The sequence below is a fragment of the Saccharothrix texasensis genome (assembly GCF_003752005.1).
GTDB classification, from domain to species: Bacteria; Actinomycetota; Actinomycetes; order Mycobacteriales; family Pseudonocardiaceae; genus Actinosynnema; species Actinosynnema texasense.
The window spans coordinates 6266392-6284475 of the sequence record NZ_RJKM01000001.1 but is presented as its reverse complement, the minus strand read 5'-3'; the positions used below and the strand labels follow the sequence as shown (position 1 = coordinate 6284475).

26 protein-coding genes are annotated in these 18084 nt (G+C 69.0%); 17 read left to right on the top strand and 9 right to left on the bottom strand.

The window, feature by feature from the left end; translation table 11 throughout:
* Positions 1 to 90 precede the first annotated feature (90 nt).
* Entirely contained in the window at positions 91 to 462 is a 372-nt protein-coding gene (locus EDD40_RS27935) for a GntR family transcriptional regulator (RefSeq protein ID WP_123745556.1), read from the bottom strand.
* 124 nt (positions 463 to 586) lie between these two features.
* Between EDD40_RS27935 and EDD40_RS27930 the strand changes: the two genes are divergently transcribed.
* The 12 genes from EDD40_RS27930 (at position 587) to EDD40_RS27870 (ending at position 9135) form a co-directional block, all read left to right on the top strand.
* The gene (locus tag EDD40_RS27930; protein WP_123745555.1) at positions 587 to 979 is read left to right on the top strand and encodes a hypothetical protein; all 393 of its coding nucleotides are present in this window, start codon (positions 587 to 589) and stop codon (positions 977 to 979) included.
* 199 nt (positions 980 to 1178) lie between these two features.
* The gene (locus EDD40_RS27925) at positions 1179 to 1529 is read left to right on the top strand and encodes a hypothetical protein (protein ID WP_123745554.1); all 351 of its coding nucleotides are present in this window, start codon (positions 1179 to 1181) and stop codon (positions 1527 to 1529) included.
* A gap of 15 nt (positions 1530 to 1544) precedes the next feature.
* A complete protein-coding gene (locus EDD40_RS27920; RefSeq protein WP_123745553.1) occupies positions 1545 to 1802 on the top strand; it encodes a hypothetical protein in 258 nt (85 codons plus the stop codon).
* 287 nt (positions 1803 to 2089) lie between these two features.
* Positions 2090 to 3472, top strand: a complete 1383-nt coding sequence (locus EDD40_RS27910; protein ID WP_123745551.1) for a cell division protein FtsK — start codon at positions 2090 to 2092, stop codon at positions 3470 to 3472.
* Positions 3473 to 3617: 145 nt separating this feature from the next.
* Positions 3618 to 3983, top strand: coding sequence for a hypothetical protein (locus tag EDD40_RS27905; protein WP_246037847.1), 366 nt, complete (start codon positions 3618 to 3620; stop codon positions 3981 to 3983).
* 40 nt (positions 3984 to 4023) lie between these two features.
* Entirely contained in the window at positions 4024 to 4269 is a 246-nt protein-coding gene (locus tag EDD40_RS27900) for a transcriptional regulator (RefSeq protein WP_342777785.1), read from the top strand.
* Positions 4244 to 5011, top strand: a complete 768-nt coding sequence (locus EDD40_RS27895) for a hypothetical protein (protein ID WP_123745548.1) — start codon at positions 4244 to 4246, stop codon at positions 5009 to 5011. Before EDD40_RS27900 ends, EDD40_RS27895 begins: the two co-directional genes overlap by 26 nt.
* Positions 5012 to 5030: 19 nt before the next feature.
* Positions 5031 to 6377, top strand: coding sequence for a replication initiator (locus tag EDD40_RS27890; protein ID WP_123745547.1), 1347 nt, complete (start codon positions 5031 to 5033; stop codon positions 6375 to 6377).
* Positions 6374 to 6553 carry a helix-turn-helix transcriptional regulator gene (locus EDD40_RS27885; RefSeq protein WP_123745546.1) on the top strand — a complete coding sequence of 60 codons (180 nt, stop codon included), beginning with the start codon at positions 6374 to 6376 and terminating at the stop codon, positions 6551 to 6553. Before EDD40_RS27890 ends, EDD40_RS27885 begins: the two co-directional genes overlap by 4 nt.
* Positions 6553 to 7815 (top strand): tyrosine-type recombinase/integrase, encoded by a 1263-nt coding sequence (locus EDD40_RS27880; protein WP_170185215.1) that lies wholly within the window; start codon positions 6553 to 6555, stop codon positions 7813 to 7815. The genes EDD40_RS27885 and EDD40_RS27880 overlap by 1 nt, the downstream gene beginning before the upstream one ends.
* Before the next feature lie 236 nt (positions 7816 to 8051).
* Positions 8052 to 8657, top strand: a complete 606-nt coding sequence (locus EDD40_RS27875) for a histidine phosphatase family protein (protein WP_123745544.1) — start codon at positions 8052 to 8054, stop codon at positions 8655 to 8657.
* Complete coding sequence (locus EDD40_RS27870) at positions 8650 to 9135, top strand: GNAT family N-acetyltransferase (protein ID WP_123745543.1); 486 nt, start codon at positions 8650 to 8652, stop codon at positions 9133 to 9135. The genes EDD40_RS27875 and EDD40_RS27870 overlap by 8 nt, the downstream gene beginning before the upstream one ends.
* On the opposite strand, the gene EDD40_RS27865 is transcribed toward EDD40_RS27870, so the two are convergent.
* The gene (locus tag EDD40_RS27865; protein WP_123745542.1) at positions 9110 to 9607 is read right to left on the bottom strand and encodes a hypothetical protein; all 498 of its coding nucleotides are present in this window, start codon (positions 9605 to 9607) and stop codon (positions 9110 to 9112) included. The two genes, EDD40_RS27870 and EDD40_RS27865, sit on opposite strands and share 26 nt — an antisense overlap.
* A gap of 68 nt (positions 9608 to 9675) precedes the next feature.
* On the opposite strand from EDD40_RS27865, the gene EDD40_RS27860 reads away from it, so the two are divergent.
* Positions 9676 to 10125 (top strand): MarR family transcriptional regulator, encoded by a 450-nt coding sequence (locus EDD40_RS27860; RefSeq protein ID WP_123745541.1) that lies wholly within the window; start codon positions 9676 to 9678, stop codon positions 10123 to 10125.
* Between the two features lie 187 nt (positions 10126 to 10312).
* Here the strand turns inward: EDD40_RS27860 and EDD40_RS27855 are convergent, their stop codons facing one another.
* The 3 genes from EDD40_RS27855 to EDD40_RS27845 form a co-directional block, all read right to left on the bottom strand.
* Positions 10313 to 11122, bottom strand: coding sequence for an SAM-dependent methyltransferase (locus EDD40_RS27855; protein WP_246037845.1), 810 nt, complete (start codon positions 11120 to 11122; stop codon positions 10313 to 10315).
* Between the two features lie 201 nt (positions 11123 to 11323).
* Complete coding sequence (locus EDD40_RS27850; protein ID WP_123745539.1) at positions 11324 to 12073, bottom strand: S1 family peptidase; 750 nt, start codon at positions 12071 to 12073, stop codon at positions 11324 to 11326.
* Positions 12074 to 12218: 145 nt separating this feature from the next.
* Positions 12219 to 12623 (bottom strand): hypothetical protein, encoded by a 405-nt coding sequence (locus EDD40_RS27845; RefSeq protein ID WP_123745538.1) that lies wholly within the window; start codon positions 12621 to 12623, stop codon positions 12219 to 12221.
* A gap of 291 nt (positions 12624 to 12914) precedes the next feature.
* Here EDD40_RS27845 and EDD40_RS27840 point away from each other — a divergent pair, with 291 nt between their 5' ends.
* On the top strand, positions 12915 to 13859 hold the full coding sequence (locus tag EDD40_RS27840; protein WP_123745537.1) for a diacylglycerol/lipid kinase family protein: 945 nt from the start codon (positions 12915 to 12917) through the stop codon (positions 13857 to 13859).
* Positions 13860 to 14085: 226 nt separating this feature from the next.
* Positions 14086 to 14340 (top strand): WhiB family transcriptional regulator, encoded by a 255-nt coding sequence (locus EDD40_RS27835; protein WP_053719541.1) that lies wholly within the window; start codon positions 14086 to 14088, stop codon positions 14338 to 14340.
* A gap of 131 nt (positions 14341 to 14471) precedes the next feature.
* Here the strand turns inward: EDD40_RS27835 and EDD40_RS27830 are convergent, their stop codons facing one another.
* Together EDD40_RS27830 and EDD40_RS27825 are read right to left on the bottom strand one after the other, a co-directional pair.
* Positions 14472 to 15950: a sensor histidine kinase gene (locus EDD40_RS27830; protein WP_123745536.1), complete on the bottom strand. Its 1479-nt coding sequence runs from the start codon at positions 15948 to 15950 to the stop codon at positions 14472 to 14474.
* Entirely contained in the window at positions 15951 to 16166 is a 216-nt protein-coding gene (locus tag EDD40_RS27825) for a biotin/lipoyl-binding carrier protein (protein ID WP_123745535.1), read from the bottom strand.
* A 105-nt stretch (positions 16167 to 16271) separates the two neighbouring features.
* On the opposite strand from EDD40_RS27825, the gene EDD40_RS44845 reads away from it, so the two are divergent.
* Positions 16272 to 16346: a 50S ribosomal protein bL37 gene (locus EDD40_RS44845; protein WP_096498094.1), complete on the top strand. Its 75-nt coding sequence runs from the start codon at positions 16272 to 16274 to the stop codon at positions 16344 to 16346.
* A gap of 103 nt (positions 16347 to 16449) precedes the next feature.
* Here the strand turns inward: EDD40_RS44845 and rsrA are convergent, their stop codons facing one another.
* Together rsrA and EDD40_RS27810 are read right to left on the bottom strand one after the other, a co-directional pair.
* Positions 16450 to 16764: a mycothiol system anti-sigma-R factor gene (rsrA, locus tag EDD40_RS27815; protein ID WP_123745534.1), complete on the bottom strand. Its 315-nt coding sequence runs from the start codon at positions 16762 to 16764 to the stop codon at positions 16450 to 16452.
* The gene (locus EDD40_RS27810) at positions 16761 to 17387 is read right to left on the bottom strand and encodes a sigma-70 family RNA polymerase sigma factor (protein ID WP_123745533.1); all 627 of its coding nucleotides are present in this window, start codon (positions 17385 to 17387) and stop codon (positions 16761 to 16763) included. The genes rsrA and EDD40_RS27810 overlap by 4 nt, the downstream gene beginning before the upstream one ends.
* A 214-nt stretch (positions 17388 to 17601) precedes the next feature.
* On the opposite strand from EDD40_RS27810, the gene ybaK reads away from it, so the two are divergent.
* Entirely contained in the window at positions 17602 to 18078 is a 477-nt protein-coding gene (gene ybaK / locus EDD40_RS27805) for a Cys-tRNA(Pro) deacylase (protein ID WP_123745532.1), read from the top strand.
* Positions 18079 to 18084: the final 6 nt, after the last annotated feature.

Sequence of the window (18084 nt, the reverse complement as noted above, 5' to 3'; positions counted from 1 at the left end):
ACCTGGCGTTTGCTACCCCCATGACAACGCCAGGCGAACTGGAATTCATCCTCTTCCGCCTCCGTCTCCTACGGGAGGAGATCCGAGAGGTCAGCGATCAGGTCGACCGTCTTCAGGACCACCGGTCCCTTCAAGAGACGTCACCCGACGACGAAGGTCGGCTACCGCCTGCTGCACCTCGTCAAGGGCCGTCATGACATCGCGCATCGTGGGTGCGCTTCCCGCCGAGTCGGCTGGATCCCGGACGAACAGCCCCACGTTGGGCACCCGGTTGACCCAACCTTCGTCATCGAGCAGCCCCAGCGCCCGTTGGACGGTCGCGCTCGTCGTGCCGTACTCCTCGGCCAACGTCCTGACCGACTTCAGGCGCTCGCCCGGCTTCAGAGCACCACTGGCGATCTTGCTCGCTATGTCAGCGGCTACCTGCTGATACGGATGACTCGTTGGGGCTCCCTGGTCCATGACAGCAGGGTATCTAGTCCGTACTAGCTCGCACTAGTACAACCCGAATGGAGTAGTGACGTACTAGTACGTGTTAGTGTCTACTGTACTAGTACGTAACAGGCACTTGAGGAGAACGAACGACATGGCGCTTCAGGACTTGCCGGTGATGCTCGGCGGTTACCGGTTGATGATCACGGAGGCTCCGGCGGCGAAGATGCGGGAGGCCGAGGACGGCACGGTGACGCCGGTGGTCGACCGCACCTCGGGTGAGGTGCAGTACGTGGTGACGTTGTTCGCCAAGCCGTTGCCGGTGGAGGGCCGGAAGGCGGGCAAGGGTGAGGAGATCCGCGTCAACCTGCCCGGTGACCCCGGTGAGGGGTTCGAAGAGGGCATGTACGTGGAGTTGGTCAATGCGGTGGTGAACACCTATGAGATCCCGGACCGCGTGGACCCGCGCAAGATCGCCTCGGCCGGTCTGTGGTTCAAGGCGGCCGGTCTGAAGCCGGTGGCGCGGCCGGTGCGCAGCGCGGCCTGACGCTGAACGGTTCTGCCTTTCCTAATCTGATCGTCGTCTAAGCCGCTTTCTTGGGCTGCTTGTTCTTTGTCAATTCCACAGTGGGTAGAGCCATGCCTGAATTTGGCACGTTCACGTGACGTGCCGGGAGTTTCGGTGGTCCCGGAGTCGCTTCTATCGGTTCCGGGATTGCCGTGGCTTCCGTTTGAGGAGGTGGGGCATGGATATTGATGACTATCCGGTCAAGGTTGAGCTGGTTCGACCGGAGGGTGACGAGCTTGGACAGGTCATGACTGTGCTGGGGCGCGTTTGTTCGCGGGGAGACGGTTATGTCCTGTCGGTTCGTTCCCGGCGCGTGTTCCGTGTTGTGGGCCTGGACGCGATGCGTTCGGTTCCTGCATGGGAGACGGCCGCGATTCACCGACTGGGGAACATGGGCTTGATCTTCCTGGTGCCGGAAGAGTCGAACTTGCGGTCGGGTGCGGTGCGTGCTCGCGTGAACCTGTTGCTGCCCAGTGAGGTGGGGTTCGACGTCATGCAGGCGTGGTGGTCGTTGAAGCAGTTCGGTTAGCAGTGGAGGAGGACGGTGGCTACGGCCAAGAGGGCGGAAGAGCGGTACGGAAACCTGGTGAACTCGATCGACTTCGTGACGGATCAGTTCGGGCCGTTGCAGAAGCTGATCGCGAAGATGCGGGAAAACCCCGCGCCTCCTGGCTCATGGCGGGTCACGCCGCCCGACCAGTTGACGAAGATGCTGGCTAAATCACTTTCTCATCTGACCGCACTGAAGGATGCGGCGATCCGGTACGAGACTCAGTTGAAGACTCGCGAGTGGAAGGTCTGATATGTCGCAGGAACTGACCACTGCTCTGGAATGCCTCGACAAGTCGATGGTGCAGTTGCGGCGGGCGTTGCGGGACATTCCCTATCGGAGTGCGGGTTTCCGGGGTGATCACACTGCTTTCGTGAAGTCGGTCGCTGCGCTGCGGACGTCGTTGTCGTACTCGCGTTCGCAGCTCGAACCGGCATCTGCACGTCGGCGGCGCAAGTAGCGCCAGCACAGCAAGTTCAGGCGACGGCCGATCACTGCTCCTGGTGGTCGGCCGTTGCCGTGTCCAGAGGAGGTCGTAGATGTCGAAGTTGCCTTCGGGTACCTCGCGCAGAGGTGTCGGTTGGGAGTTCCGCACGGCGCGGTGGATCGTCCGCCACCCCGGTGCGGTGGTTGGTCCGGGTGGGCTTGGGGTCTCGGTGGTTGAGGTCGGGCCTGAGGTGACCGGTGGCGTTGTCGGTGGCCTGGCGGTGGGTACGGCGGCTTGGTATCGGGCGCATCCGGACACGTTCGACACGTGGGCTGCGCCGGTGCTGCGGGCGTGGCGGCGTCGGTGGGCCGGTGCCTACGCCGGTCGTCGTTGGGTGAACCTGATGGGCTCGTGCGGGTTGACCACGGTGCACCATCGGACCGGGGAAGTGCTGGTGCCGCGTGTGCGGCGGGTGCGGTCCTGGTCGCCGTCGATCGATGTGGTGCGGGTGCGGCTGGCGCCTGGTCAGGCGTTGCGGGCGTTCTCGGCGGTGCTGCCGGAGCTGGCGGCGACGCTCAAGGCCGAGCGAGTGGCGGTCGAGCAGGGCAAGCCCGGTGAGGTCGTGCTGATCATCCAGCGCGATGAGCCGTTCGACCGCGTGATTCCGGCACTCGCCATGCCGGAATCTTCCGACGCGGTGGACCTGCGGTCGTTGTGCCTGGGGGAGACGGAGTTAGGTGGGGAGTGGCGTGAGCCGCTGACCGGGACGCACCACCTGACGGCCGGTGCCACTGGTGCGGGCAAGAACTCGGTGGTGATGGCGAAGCTGCGGGCCGTCGCGCCGATGATCCGGGACGGTCTGGTGCGGCCGTGGGTGTGTGATCCGAAGTTGTTCGAGTTCGTGGCGCTCAAGCCGATCCTCGACGGCCGGTATGCCGACACCCCGGAGGACTGCGCGGAGTTGATCGAGCGGTTCGTGGACAACATGGGGCTTAAGCAGAAGCGGTTGCAGCGTAAGGGGAAGCGCTCTGTTCCGGTGTCGCGTGAGCATCCGGTGGACTGGCTGATCCTCGACGAGGTCGGCTTCCTGATGTCCTACAACTCCGAGTACGCGCACGAGATCACCAACGCCTGCGCCGTCATCTCCTCCATGGGCCGCGCCACCAACGACGTGCTCGACGTCTACGTGCAGGAGCCGTCCAAGGACGTCCTGCCGATCCGCGACCTGCTCCCGCACCGCGTCTGCCTGCGGGTGACCTCCGAACGGCACCCCGACATGGTGCTCGGCGACGGTGCACGTGAACGCGGCGCGATCGCCGACGAGATCCCGGCCGATGGGTCCAACGCCGGTATCGGCTATCGAGTCGACCCGCGTTCCCGCACTCCCCGCCGCGTCCGTGCGGCCTACACCGGCGACCACGACATCGACGAGCTGGTCGCCTTCGTCAAGGCCGGTCCGGCCGACGCGGGTTCAGGCCTGCGCGTCGTCGCCTGACCTCATCACTTACTGACTTACTCATCTCTGGAGCTTCGCCATGCCTTCGAACAGCTCTCGTTCGCTGGACCGGATGATTCGTACCCTGCGGTCGTTCATGCGGTCCTCAGGTCTGCCTCGGCCGGACCGGGTGTTCATCTCGACTGTGACCCGCTCGGTTCAGGTCGAGTTCGCCTCCGGCTCCGCATCCGACCGGTTGGGGTCGCTGCTGCTGTGGGTGACCCGCCTGGACGGCGTGACGCTCACCTGGTCCCTGCACGCGGACCACACCCTGATCGTGACGGCCACAGCCCGCAACGCGGCGGGCTTGAAGTTCGACCTGACCGCCCTGGCGGCCGTCTCGGACTTCGAGGCAACCCCCGGACGTGACGGCTCGGTGGTTCTCGCCGGGACCTTCCGCCTGACGCCCTCGGTCGCCGAGTCGGTGACCTTCGAGGAGGTCGCCCGCCTGGTCCACCTCGGCCGCGCGGTGGCCGCCCGTCGCCACGTGGCCGGGGCAACGGCTGCGTGAGCGGGCGACCATGCCACACAGGATCAGGCTTCGTACCGATGTGTTCACCAAGGCCGCACGGCTTGCCGGCTTCCGTTCGGACTACGCCCTCGCCAAGGCGATGGAGATCAACCGCTCCACGGTCGCCCGCGTGCTGGCCGGCGAGTTACAGCCCGGACCCGCGTTCATCGCAGGGGCGCTCCTGGCGCTGACGCCGATGCAGTTCCACGACCTGTTCCACATCGTCCCGGACCAGCGGCGAACGTCTCGGAAGGTGATCGGTGTTCCGGACGCACAGGACCGATGACCAGGGCGAAACGCGCACCGTCCAGAAGCTGCGCGCCCGTCTCGCCGAGTCCCACCAACTGCACGACCTGACCTCGGACCCTCTCCTCCACGCCGTCCGCCTGGAACGCTTCCGCGTCTCGGTCACCCGCTCCATGTGGTTCTTCCTCGCCCTCGGATTGGGCTTCACCACCACCGGAGTGCACGAGTTTCTAGCCGGACACCTGACGCCGGCTGCGGCGCTGTGGTGGGGCGCGTGGCTGGTCGAACCGGCCTTGGCGGGCATCCTCGTCACGCTGCTGCGCTGGGAAGCGGAAATGCTGTCCCGGGGCCTGGCCGTCGACGCCGCTCCGGTCGTCTGGCTCAAGCGGCTGCTGCTCGGCGCAACCCTGGTCACCAACGTGTGGTCGTCGCTGCGTCCGCCGTCCGGCCGGGTCGAGTACGGCGTGGTCTTCCTCCACGTCGTAGTGCCGCTGGTCGTCTTCCTCATCGCCGAGGTCATGCCGGTCATCCAGCACCGCTGCAACGCCGCCCGTGACCGCGTAATGGCCACTGCGGCACCGATGCCGACCATCGGCGCTACAGCCTCCAGCGCGCCGCGTCCGGCGCTCAAACTCCCGTCCCACCTGCAAGCCGTCCTCGGCACCAAAGCCGCGCAAGTCCGCGAACAGGGCCGCGCCATCACTCCGGCCGACGTGCAGGCCGCGGTGAACGTCCCCGACGCGTTCGCGGCCCAACTCGCCGACCAGCTCAACGCTGCCTGACTACCGAAAGGAGGAGCCTTTGGTCCTCGCACTCGAAGATCGCATCGCCGACCGGGTCCAACGGGCCGACTACCGCGACTGGCGCGACAAGGTCACCGCCACCGGCGGATGCCTCGCACCGATCCGCCTGTTCGGAGCCTGGCAACTCCACAACCCCGACAGCACCAAAGTCCTCGCCCACCTCGGCGGCCACGTCATGGTGCCCTGCGGCAACCGACGCGCTTCCGTCTGCCCCTCGTGCTCCGACCGGTACGCGGCTGACGCCTTCCACCTGATGCGCGCGGGCCTGTCCGGCGGCAGCAAGGGTGTCCCTGAGTCCGTTGGCGAGAAGCCGCGCGTGTTCGCCACCCTGACCGCCCCGTCCTTCGGCCCGGTCCACAACCGGCGCACCACCACCAGCGATAAGACGCGGCCGTGCACGGGGTGCGGCGAGTTCCACCATCCCGACGACCCTCGCATCGGCGGCGCGGTCGACCCGGACACCTACGACTACGTGGGTGCGGTGCTGTGGCAGGCGCACGCCGGGAAGCTGTGGCACCGGTTCACGATCGCGCTGCGGCGGGCGCTGGCTCGTGCCGCCGGGTTGACGGTGCGGGCCTTCAAGGACCATGCGCGGCTCTCGTACGCCAAGGTCGCCGAGTACCAGCGGCGGGGCCTGGTCCACTTCCACGCCGTCATCCGGATCGACGGCCCTGACGGCTCACATGACCCGGCGCCCTCGTGGGCCACCGTGGCCCTGGTCGACCACGCGGTCCGGGCCGCTGCCCGCTCCGTCCTGGTCGAGTCCTTCCGGCCGGACGGCACGGTGATTGACCTGGTCTGGGGTGAACAGGTCGACGTTCGCCCCATCCGGGCTGCCTCGGCACACCAGGTCGAGGACGACACCGGGGCGGTCAGTGACGGCAAGCTCGCCGCCTACGTCGCCAAGTACGCGACCAAAGGCACCGGAGCGCGTGACACGCCCGACCGGCCGATCCGGTCGCAGCTCGACATCGACCACCTACGGGTCTCCGACCACCACCGACGCATGATCCAGACCGCGTGGGATCTCGGTGACCTCGGCTTTTACGACGAACTGAACCTGCGGAAGTGGGCACACATGCTCGGCTTCCGCGGCCACTTCCTGACCAAGTCCAAGCACTACAGCACCACCTTCAAGCGCATCCGCGAAGACCGACGGGCCTTCCGGGCGGCCGAAACGCTCGAACGCCTCGGCCTGGCCGCCGAAGAGGTGATCGTCGTCAACGACTGGGCCTACGCCGGCTCCGGCTACGCCAACGACGCAGAGCGCGAACTGGCCTCCGGCATCGCCGAACGCCTTCGTGCACAACGCCAACGCCAATACACAGAGGAGGTAGCGACATGACGAAGCTCTGGGGCGTTAAGGACCTCGCTGACTACCTCGGTGTTCCGGTCAACACCATCTACAAGTGGCGCACGCAGAAGTACGGCCCACCTGGTCGGAGAGTTGGCAAGCACCTGCGGTTCCGCCAGACCGATATTGAGGCATGGCTCGCGGCCCTCCCCTCGGAGGCTGCCTGATGGGTCACGTTCAAGATCGCTGGTTCAAGGACGAGCCTGACCCGAACCGGCCCGGCAAGACCAAGCGAGTCCCGACCAGCCGTTACGGTGTCGGGAAGCGCTATCGGGCGCGGGTAGCCGGTCCGGAAGGCGAAGTGTCGGAGAGCTTCGCGGACGGGGAGATCAAGGCCGCTCGGGAGTGGGTCAGGAAGACAGAGACAAGCATCTCCCTCGGCACCTGGACGGACCCCAAAGCCAAGCCTCCTGAGGGCGACGGCGTCACGATCGAGGTCTTCGGCTCCAAGTGGCTTGCTGACCTCGACGTGGATGAAGCGTCTCGCGAGATCATGGAGATGCGCTTCCGCAAGAACATCTATCCGCACCTCGGCGGCCAGGCGGTCACAGCGGTCAAGGCGTCCGACGTGCGCTCGTGGGACAGCAAGCTGCGCAAGCAGGGCCTGTCCGACCAGTATCGGCACACGCTGTTCAAGAACCTGGCGGCCTTGTTCAACGCAGCCGTTGACGATGACTTGATCAGCAAGAACCCGTGCAGCGGCAAGTCGGTCAAGATGCCGAAGGCACCGAAGCACAAGGTCGTGCCGTGGGAGGAAGGCCAGGTGTGGGCCGTCCGTCGCGGCCTACCGAAGCGCTTCCAGGTGGTCACCGACGTGGGGGCCGGTCTCGGGCTTCGGCAGGGTGAGTGCTTCGCCTTGGCCGTCGAGGACATCGACAGGGAAGCCCGTCGAGTGACCGTGTGCCGGCAGCTCAAGACCGTGCGGAACCGGCTCGTGTTCGATCTGCCGAAGTACGACAAGGTCCGCCAGGTGCCACTTCCTGAGCCGGTCAACCGGTCCATCGAAGAGCACATGCGGGAGTTCCCGCCGGTGGAGATCACCCTCCCGTGGGCGGTACCTGACGGCAAGCTCGTCACCGTTCGAGTGATTCTCACGTCGGTACGTGAGCTGCCTATAAGGTCGAACGACTTCGACCGGGAGTACTGGAAGAAGGCGCTCAAGGCGGCTGACATGCCACACGGCCGGTACGAGAACGGGATGCACGACCTCCGGCACTTCTTCGCGTCGGTGCTCCTCGACCAGGGCGAGTCGATCAAGGCCGTTGCCGAGTGGCTGGGTCACGCTGACGCCTCGTTCACCCTACGCACCTACACCCACCTGATGCCGAGCAGCGACGAGCGCACGAGGGGTGTCATCGACGGGGTCTACTCCCGCCGTGACGGCCCGGACGGCCCCAGTACGGCCCACAGTGATCATCAGGACCACTAATACGTGGTCAGTGCAGGTTTTTGGGCAGATCGACAAGATCTTCTGGGAGACCAAGGCCGCGGCCTGATCACCTGCTCCAGCGCGGCGCCGACCGGATGACGATCGTCCGGTCGGCGCCGTTCCGCGTCCCGGGGCGAGGTGGGCGCGCTGCCCACGCCCGTCGGATCGCCCCGGGCGCCGGTCCGCAACCGGTGCCCCGACCCGGTGACGGGGTGCGGCGTCCGTAAGCTCGGGCCGTGACCTCACACGTCTACCTGCTCCGGCACGGTCAAACCGAGTGGTCCGAGAGCGGTCGGCACACCGGGCTGACCGACGTTCCCCTGACCGACGCCGGGGTGCAGCAGGCGCGACGCGCCGGCGCCGTGCTGGCCCGGCTGCGCGCCACCGACCTGCCGCCCGCGCTGGTGCTGACGAGCCCGCGCCAGCGGGCGTGGCGGACCGCCGAGCTGGCCGGGCTGCACGACATCGAGCGCACCGAGGAGCTCGCCGAGTGGAACTACGGCGACTACGAGGGCCTCACCACGCCCCGGATCCGGGAGACCGACCCGGGTTGGACGGTCTGGACCCACGCCGTCCCCGGCGGCGAGACGCACGACGAGGTGCACGCGCGTGCCGTCAAGGTGCTCGACCGGGCACGTCAGGCGCTGCTCAGCGGTGACGTGGTGCTGGTCGGCCACGGCCACTTCAGCCGCGTGCTCATCGCCACCTGGCTGAACCTCCCGCCGAGCGAGGGCGTCCACTTCGGACTGGACCCGGCCGGCACGACGGTGCTCGGCGACGAGCGCGGCGACCCGCAGGTCCGGCGGCTGAACGTGCCCGCCTGGGAAGTCGACGTTGACTGATCCTCGCGTCCGCCGCGTCCGCGAGGAGGACGTGCCCGCCGTCGTCGCCCTGGTCGAGGAGCTGGCCGAGTACGAACGCGCGCGGCACGAGTGCCACCTGACCGTCGAGCAGCTGCGCGACGCGCTGTTCCGCCCCTCGCCCGCCCTCTTCGGCCACGTGGCCGAAGTGGACGGTCAGGTCGTCGGGATGGCCTTGTGGTTCCTCAACTTCTCCACTTGGCGCGGCACGCACGGCGTCTACCTGGAGGACCTCTACGTGCGGCCGGACCAGCGCCAGAGCGGGCTCGGCCGGGCGCTGCTGCGAGCGCTCGCCGAGGAGTGCGTCGCCCGCGGCTACGCGCGCCTGGAGTGGTGGGTGCTCGACTGGAACGCGCCCGCGATCGGCTTCTACAAGTCGCTCGGCGCGCTCCCGATGGACGAGTGGACCGTCTTCCGCCTCACCGACGACGCCCTCACCCGACTGGGACGGGACGGCTGACGCCGACCTGCCGGATCAGCCCCACCCACCACACGAACGTGAACGCGATGACGGTCGGGTTCTTCACGAACAGCAGCACGGCCAGGTAGGTCTGGCGCGCCGACTCGGGCAGCAGCCCGCCGACCACCTGCTCGGCGACGACGTCGAACACCAGCACCGCCGCCGCGAGCAGCACGCCCTGCCACACCAGGCTCGGCCAGTGCCGCGCCGCGAACGAACGCGCGTTCGCCCACCTCAGCCGCTCCCCCTTGGTCGCCAACCGCCAGATCACGACGACCAGCAGCACCCGCGCGGCCACCACGACGACCTCCGACGCGAACGCCACCCCGCTCGGCACCAGGTCGCCCCAGTTCACCACCACGAGCCGTTGCACGGACGCCACCAGCGACAACCCGACGACCAGCGCCCAGTGCCGCAGGTAGAACCGCCCGGCCCAGCGCGGCACCTCGGCCGCCAACAGCAACTCCGACATAAACACCTCTCACCAGCCGAATATTTTAGTTCAGTGTACTGAAATATCAGCCGAGGTAAAGTAGCCGCATGGACGGGCGGGACTTCGGACGTGAGCTGAGCACGGCGGTGGTCGCGTTCCACGAGGCCGTCGGCGCGCGGTTGGGCGTGACCGCGGTCGACCAGCGCGCGCTCGCGCTCATCGCGGGCAAGGGCCCGCTGACGGCGGGCGAGCTGGCCAAGGAGATCAACCTGACGCCCGGCGCGGTCACCGGCGTCGCCGACCGGCTCGAACGCGCGGGCCTGGTGCGGCGCGAACCCGATCCCGGCGACCGCAGGCGGGTGGTGATCAGCGCCGTCCCCGGCGCGTTCGGGCAGGTCTTCGCCGGGCTCAGCGCGGCCATGGACGAGCTGAGCGCGCGCTACGCCCCCGAGGAGCAGAAGGTCATCGCGGACTGGGTCGTCCGCGCGGTCGCCGTGCTGAAGGAGCAGACCCGGCTGCTCGGCGAGGCCGGAAAGCCCTCTCCTGGTCGGCCGTGATCCGACCGTCCGCCGCCGGCACGACGGCGGACGCGGCCAGGCCCACGACGCTGACCCACGATCCAGCACGCGATGGCCCGCGGCGGACCGAACCGGCGCTCACCGCCCGCAGGGCACCGCCTCGATCCCGGGCAGCGCGATCAGCGGAGGGCGCAGGCGGTCCCCTCGCCCCAGCCGTCGGCGCACGTCAGCCGGCGGTCGGCCGCTTCACGCCCACCGCGCCGTAGGTGACGGCCTCGGCGCCGGACTCCGGCTCGCCCTCGCCACGCCACTTCGTCGCCAGCACCAGCCCGGGGTCGAGCAGGTCGAAGCCCTCGAGCATCGCCTCGACGTCCGACTTGGACCGCGCCACGATCGGCGAGTCCGTCTCGGCGGCCACGCCCACCACCTTGCGCACCAGCTCGGGCTGCTCGTCCGCGGTCAGGTGGCTGATCACCAGGTAGCTGCCGTCGGCGAGCACGTCGCGGTAGCGGCGGACCAGCTCGACCGGGCGGTCCTCGTCGGCGAGGTACGGCAGGATCGCCACCATCAGCACGGCGACCGGCCGCGTCAGGTCGAGCAGCTCGCGGACCTCGGGCGCGTCGAGCACCGCGCCCACGTCCCGGATGTCGGCCTCGGCGATGGCCGCGCCCGCGTTGTCGCGCAGCATGGTGCGGCTGTGGGCCACGGTGGCGGGCTCGTTGTCCACGTACACCACGCGGCACGCCGGGTCGGACCGCTGGGCGACCTCGTGCACGTTGCCCGCGGTGGGGATGCCGGAGCCGAGGTCGAGGAACTGCCGGATGCCCTGGGCCACGCACAGCCGGACGGCCCGGCGCAGGAACGAGCGGGTGTGCTGGACCATGGCGGCGGTCGGGATCTCGTTCATCGACCGGTCGGCGAACTCGCGGTCGACCGCGAAGTTGTGCGCGCCACCGAGGTAGTAGTCGTAGAGCCGGGCCACGTTGGGGCGCTCGACGTCACCGTTGGTCGACACCCACCTCGGGGGGTTCTGCACTGCGCACCTCACCCTGCCTGCACCAGGAGCGGCGCGAACGCCTGCCAGACCGTATCTGGCTACTCCGTTCGTGTCCATCCACCAAATGTGAACACGCACGGTGATTGTGACTGGTGAGTGGCGCCGGATCAAACCGTGGTGCCCCGGCCGAGGGGGCGGCGCAGGGGGAGAGGTACCTGCCCCCTCGGCCGGGGAGTCTGCTCACACGCCGGCGTAGGAGCGGATCCAGTCGCGGTAGCGGGTGACGGCGGTGTAGTTCGACCGGCTGGAGCGGTCGCTGGTGGAGGCGACGCCGACCTGGTAGCGACGGCCGTCGACCGGGCTGGTGGCGAACATCGGGCCGCCCGAGTCGCCGCCGGCCGCGATGCCGTCGATGCGGGACACCGAGATCGCGATGCCGCCGCGGTAGTCACGCCCGTTGACCGAGGTCACGCGGGTGTTGGCGTACTTGAGGTAGCGGGCCTGGCAGTTGATCTCCGGCTGGTTGGTGCAGGTCGCGCCCCAGCCGTAGAGCTGCACGGTCTGGCCGACGGCCACCGCGGTGGTCGTGCCCAGCGGCGCGTAGGTGCCCGACACCGACCGGTCCAGCCGCGCCAGGGCCAGGTCGACCGAGGGGTGCTGGATGATCTGGGTGGCGGTGGCCAGGGTGCCGCCGGTGGTCTGGTCGAGGCTGCCGATGCGGAACGTGTAGGTGCCCGAGCTCGCCACGCAGTGCTGCGCGGTCAGGACCCACTGCGGGGCGATGATCGTGGCCGAGCAGTTCTGCTGGCCGTTGCGGAACAGGCGGGCCGCCCACGGGGCGTCGCTCGCCGTGCCGCCGCCGATGATGTACGGCTCGATGCCGCCGGCCTCCTGGGCCGACGCCGTCGGGGCGAGCGCGGTCAGGGCGAACGCGGACAGCAGTGCGGTAGTGGCTCCGACCACCGCGGACAGGGCGCGAGTGAATCGCATGGAGTTGTCACCTCAACGAACGCAGGGAGTGGTGAATTCACCACCCACAGCGTCACCTGTTGGAGTGACGACGACCACCCGCCGTTAGTCGGCGATCACCCAGACGATGGTCGGCGGCCGAATGGCCCTGAACGACCGGATTGCCCTACGCGTCCGCTTCGTCCTCGTCCACGCCGAGCGCCCACCGTCGCACCGGGTTGGTGAACAGCAGCACGAGCGTGCCGACGACGTACGCGCCCAGCAACGCGCCCCACAGCCGGCGGTCGGACGGCCCGTACATGTACCAGGCGACACCCAGCAGGAGGAGCTGCACGACGACCGCGGGCGTGCGCCCCCAGTGCTTGCCCAGCACCAGGCCGGCGCCGGCCGCGAGCACACCGGCCGACAGCACCGCGAAGTAGGCGGCCTCGCCCAGCACCTCGCCGGACTTCTCCGCGCCGAACGACCGCACCACCAGCGCGACCGCGAACGCCAGCCCCGTCAGGCCCTGCAACGCGGTCAGCACGCCGGCCACCCGGACCGCCGGTGGGACCTTGCCTTCGGTCGACACGCCGCGCCCCTTCAGCCGTGCGCCCTCAACTGGGCCTTTCCTCACCGTGCGTACTCGTCACGCATCGTAGGCCACCCGGTTGGCGTGTCCCGTTCGACCGCCCCAGGGGCGATGATCACAGGAGTCTCTTCGGCGAGCCGGCGGTCGGGCCGGGGTGCACTTGTCGCGAGACGCGGGACGCAGCTCAGAGGTACACGGAAAGGAGACGTCGGCCACTTTCGTGCGCTCCTCAGCCTCCTACCGGGTGACGCGCAACCTGTCTCAGGTGACGCGCTGTCCTACCCTGCAAGGGTGCGCGCACTTCTGGTGGTCAACCCGCAGGCAACGGCAACCACGCCTGCCGGTCGGGACGTGCTCGCGCACGCACTGGCCAGTGACGTGAAGCTCGACATCGTCGAGACGGACTACCGCGGCCACGCGGCCGACGCCGCCGCGCAAGCCGTCGTGGACGGGTACGACCTGGTCGTGGCCCACGGCGGCGACGGCACGGTGAACGAGGTGGTCAACGGCGTGCTGCGCGAGGGCGCGCAGCCGGGCCTGCCCATGCTCGGCGTGGTGCCCGGCGGCTCGGCGAACGTCTTCGCGGGCGCCCTGGGCCTGCCGCGCGACCCGGTCGAGGCCACCTACCGCCTGCTGCAGGCCATCGAGCACGGCACCAGCCGCAGGGTCAGCGTCGGGCGCGTCTCGGCCACCGGCGCGGGCGCCGACCACGACCGCTGGTTCACCTTCAACGCGGGCGTCGGCTGGGACGCCGACGTGGTCGCGGCCGTCGAGCACCAGCGCGCCAGAGGCCGCCAGGCGTCACCGACCCTTTACGCCCGCACCGCGCTGACCAGCTACTTCTCCCAGCGCAGGCAGCCGCCGTCGCTCACCGTGCACATCCCGGAGGAACCTCCGTTCGAGGACGTGCGGCTGGCGTTCGTCTCGAACACCGACCCGTGGACCTACCTCGGCGACAAGGCGATCCGGCTCAACCCCAGCACGTCGTTCGACGGCGGTCTCGGCTTGTTCGCGCTGCACGGGATGGGATTGCCGACAGTTCTTCGCTATGTCGCGCATCTCTTGGCCACGGATGGGAACCCCAAAGGCGGGAACCTGCTCCGGCGCGACGACGTCGAGTTCGTCCGGGTGACGAGTCCGGAACCCGTCAACCTGCAGGTTGACGGTGACCTGCTCGGCGCGTGCACCGAGGTGGAGTTCACCGGGGTGCCAGGCACGCTCACGGTCGCCGTGTGACCGTCGTGTGACCGGCTCGGTACCCATCCGCGATGTTGTGACCTGGCCTGATACCGCTCCGTGAAACCCCAGGTGAACTGAGTCGATCTTTCGGGTGAGTTCACTCACCGGGTTGGGGCTAAACCCTTGACATCCCCGCCGTTCGTGAAAGCATTCACAAGCACCCCAAAACCGACCGCTGACGAGTGGCGCGCCTTCGCGCGCGCCTAGCTGAGGAGTAGTTCCAATGGACTGGCGCCACCGCGCGATCTGCCGCGACGAGGACCCCGAGCTGTTCTTCCCCGTGGGGAACAGTGGTCCTGCGCTCCTGCAGATCGCCGAGGCGAAGACCGTCTGCCGCCGCTGCCCCGTCGTCTCCGACTGCCTCTCGTGGGCGCTCGAGAGCGGCCAGGACGCCGGCGTGTGGGGCGGGATGAGCGAAGACGAGCGTCGCGCCCTCAAGCGCCGCAACGCTCGCACCCGGGCTCGCAGCAACGCCTGAGCCGCCTCGACCGAGCACACGAAAGGCCCGACACCGTGCCAGGTGTCGGGCCTTTCGCTTGTGTTGCACACCCTCCCGCATGACCACGTGACCCCGCTGAGGCAGGTCGTCACGTGTGCACGAGGAGCAGTCTAACGCCGGGCCCTGAGCGGTACGCGCAGGACCGCCTCTGTACCGCCTCGGGGCCGCCGCCGCAAGCTCAACGAGCCCCTGAGTTCGGACTCCACCAGCGTCCGGACGATCTGCAGGCCGAGCCGGTCGGTGCGCTCCAGCGAGAAGCCCTGGGGCAGGCCGCGGCCGTCGTCCGAGATCACCACGTCCAACCACTTCGCCGAGCGCTCCGAGTGCACGACCACCTCGCCGCGCTGGCCGGCTGCGTAAGCGTGCTCGAACGCGTTCTGCACGAGTTCGGTCAGCACCATCACCAGCGGGGTGGCGAGCTCGGCCTGGACGATGCCGAACTTGCCGTCCCGGCGCACCACGACCTGCGACTCGGTGGCGGCCACGTCCGACATCATCGGGATGACCTTGTCCACCACGTCGTCGAGGTCCACCCGCTCGTCCACCGACATGGACAGCGTCTCGTGCACCAGCGCGATCGACGTGACGCGGCGCACCGACTCGGCCAGCGCCTCGCGCGCCTCCTCGCTGCTGGTCCGCCTGCTCTGCAGGCGCAGCAGCGCGGCCACCGTCTGGAGGTTGTTCTTCACCCGGTGGTGGATCTCGCGGATCGTCGCGTCCTTCGACATCAGGGCGCGGTCGCGGCGGCGGACCTCCGTGACGTCGCGGCACAGCACCAGCGCGCCGGCCGCGCTGCCGCGCGGTCGCAGCGGCAGGGCGCGGAACAGCACCGCCGCGCCGCGCCGCGACTCGGCCTCGATGCGCATGCTCGGCTGGCCGTCCAGGGCGGAGCGGATGCGCTGCGCGACCTCGGTGGCGTCGAACGGGTCGCCGATCAGGGACCGCGTCAACGGCGCCAGGTGCACGCCGACCAGGTCGGACGCGTGCCCCATGCGGTGGTAGGCGCTCAGCGCGTTCGGGCTGGCGAACACGACCGCGCCCGAGGCGTCCAGCCGGATCAGGCCGTCACCGACGCGGGGGCTGGTGTGCACGTCCGGCGACGGCTCGGTGGTCGGGAACGTGCCGTCCGAGATCATCTGGCACAGGTCGGCGGCGCTGCCCAGGTAGGAGATCTCCAACGGGCTCGGCACGCGCGGCACGGCCAGGTTCGTGTTGCGGCTGAGGACCGCGATGACCACGCCGTTGAGCTTGACCGGGATCGCTTCGCGGCGGACCGGCACGCCGAGGTGCCAGCGCGGGTCCTCCTCGCGGCAGATCCGCGACTCGCTCATCGCGCGGCGCAGCTGGGGGTGTTCCTCGACGTCCACCGTGCTGCCGACGACGTCCTCGGGGTGCGCGGTCGGCGCGGTCGTCGGCCGGGCCTGCGCGACGCACAGGAACGTCGTCTCGTCCAGCGGCACCCACATCAGGAAGTCGGCGAAGCTGAGGTCGGACAGCAACTGCCACTCCGCCACCACCAGCTGCAGGTGGTCGACGGCTCCGCCGGAGAACTTGGTGTGCTCGGCGAGGAGGTCGGTGAGCGTGGACAGCTACTCCACCACCGCGATGAGGTCGCCCTCTTGCACCACGTCGCCGGTGGACACGGCGATGCGGGTGATCCGGCCCGCGCCCTCGGGGAGGACGGGGATCTCCATCTTCATGCTCTCGAGCACCACGACCGTGGTCTCGTGCGTGACCTCGTCGCCCTCTTCGACGGCGATCTGGGCCACGTTCGCCACGATCTCGGCCCGGATTTCCTCGGCCATGGTCCTCCTTCGTCGCTTCATCCAACCACGATTCAGACCCGGTGCCGTGCCCGAGCGACCGCGTGACACACTGGGGTGAGGCAGTTCGAGCACTAGGAGAACCCCATGTCGAAGCGTGCCCGCAAGCGCCGCGACCGCAAGAAGGGTGGCGCCAACCACGGGAAGCGCCCCAACGCCTGATTCGACGTCACGGCGTGCGAAGGGCCCCGGAGCACCGCTCCGGGGCCCTTCGACTGTCAGCACGCGTCCGAGGTCGCACGATCGGGTGACCTCGGGCGGCGGGTCAGCCGGCGGACGTCTCCGTCCGCGTCACCGTGGTCGTGACCTCGACCTCCAGCGTCGTCTGGTCCGCCGTCTGGTAGAGCCGGGCGCGCAGGCGCCGCTTCAGCTCCTCCGGCGCGAGCTCGCCGCCGCACTTGCGGGCCAGCAGCGCCTTCAGGTGCTCCTCGACGCCGTACTGCTCCAGGCACTGGTCGCACTCCTCCAGGTGGGTCTGGAGGAGGGCTTTGCGCCGCTCGTCGCACTCCTGGTCGAGGAACAGGTAGACCTCGGACAGGACCTCCGAGCAGTCCGTCTCGTGCGGTTCGCCGCAGCTCATCGGCCCGCCACCTCCTGCCGGCCGTCGCGGATGATGCCGCGCTCGCGCGCGGTGTCCGCCAACTGGTCGCGAAGCTGCCTGCGGCCCCGGTGCAACCGGGACATCACGGTGCCGATCGGGGTGCCCATGATGTCTGCGATCTCCTTGTAGGCGAAGCCCTCGACGTCCGCGAGGTACACCGCGATCCGGAACTCCTCCGGCAGTCGCTGCAAGGCTTCCTTGACGTCCGAGTCCGGCAGCCGGTCCATCGCCTCGACCTCCGCCGACCGCAGCCCGGTCGACGTGTGGCTCTCCGCCTGCGCCAGCTGCCAGTCGGTGATCTCGTCCGTCGGCTGCTGGATCGGCTGGCGCTGCTTCTTGCGGTAGCCGTTGATGTAGGTGTTGGTGAGGATGCGGTACAGCCAGGCCTTGAGGTTCGTGCCCTCCGAGAAGGACGCGAAGGCGGCGTACGCCTTGAGGTAGGTCTCCTGGACCAGGTCCTCGGCGTCGGCCGGGTTGCGGGTCATCCGCAGGGCCGCCGAGTACAACTGGTCGAGCATCGGCATCGCGTCGCGCTCGAACCTGGCTGCGCGCTCGGCCGTTGTCTCGTCAGTCGGCGTGTCCTGCGTTCGCGTGGCTGGCACCGCGCTCCCTTCCCACCGGCTGGTCAGCGCGGCGGATGGAACTGTCTGGGACGCAGTCGAGGATACGCGGCGGTCCCCGGGTCGGCAGTGAGCCGAGCCACGCGGTGGGCGCGCCTTGACCTGCCTGCCGACCTGCTGCTCCATCACCTCGGTAGCCACGCTCGCACCAACGCGGCGACGCCGCCGGGCATTCCCTCGGCTATCGTGCGCGATCATGGCCGGACGTGGGACGCCCGCCACCGCGTTGCTGGACAAGCAGAAGGTGGCCTACGCGCTGCACTCCTACGAGCACGACCCCCGGCACGAGTCGTACGGGCTGGAGGCCGCGGAGGCGCTGGGGATCGCTCCCGGACGCGTGTTCAAGACGCTCGTCGCGGACGTGGACGGCAGGTTGGCCGTCGGTGTGGTTCCGGTCACGGGCCAGCTGGACCTGAAGGCGCTGGCCGCGGCCGTCGGCGGGAAGAAGGCGAAGATGGCCGACGTCGCGGCGGCCGAGCGCGCCACCGGGTACGTGGCGGGCGGCATCTCGCCGCTGGGGCAGCGCAAGCGGCTGCCGGTGGCGCTGGACGCCTCGGCGCAGGCCTTCGAGACCATCTACTGCTCGGCGGGCCGGCGCGGGCTCGAGGTCGAGATCGCCCCGGCGGACCTGGTCCGGCTCACGCAGGCGGTCGTCGCGCCCATCTCGGCCTGACCGGGG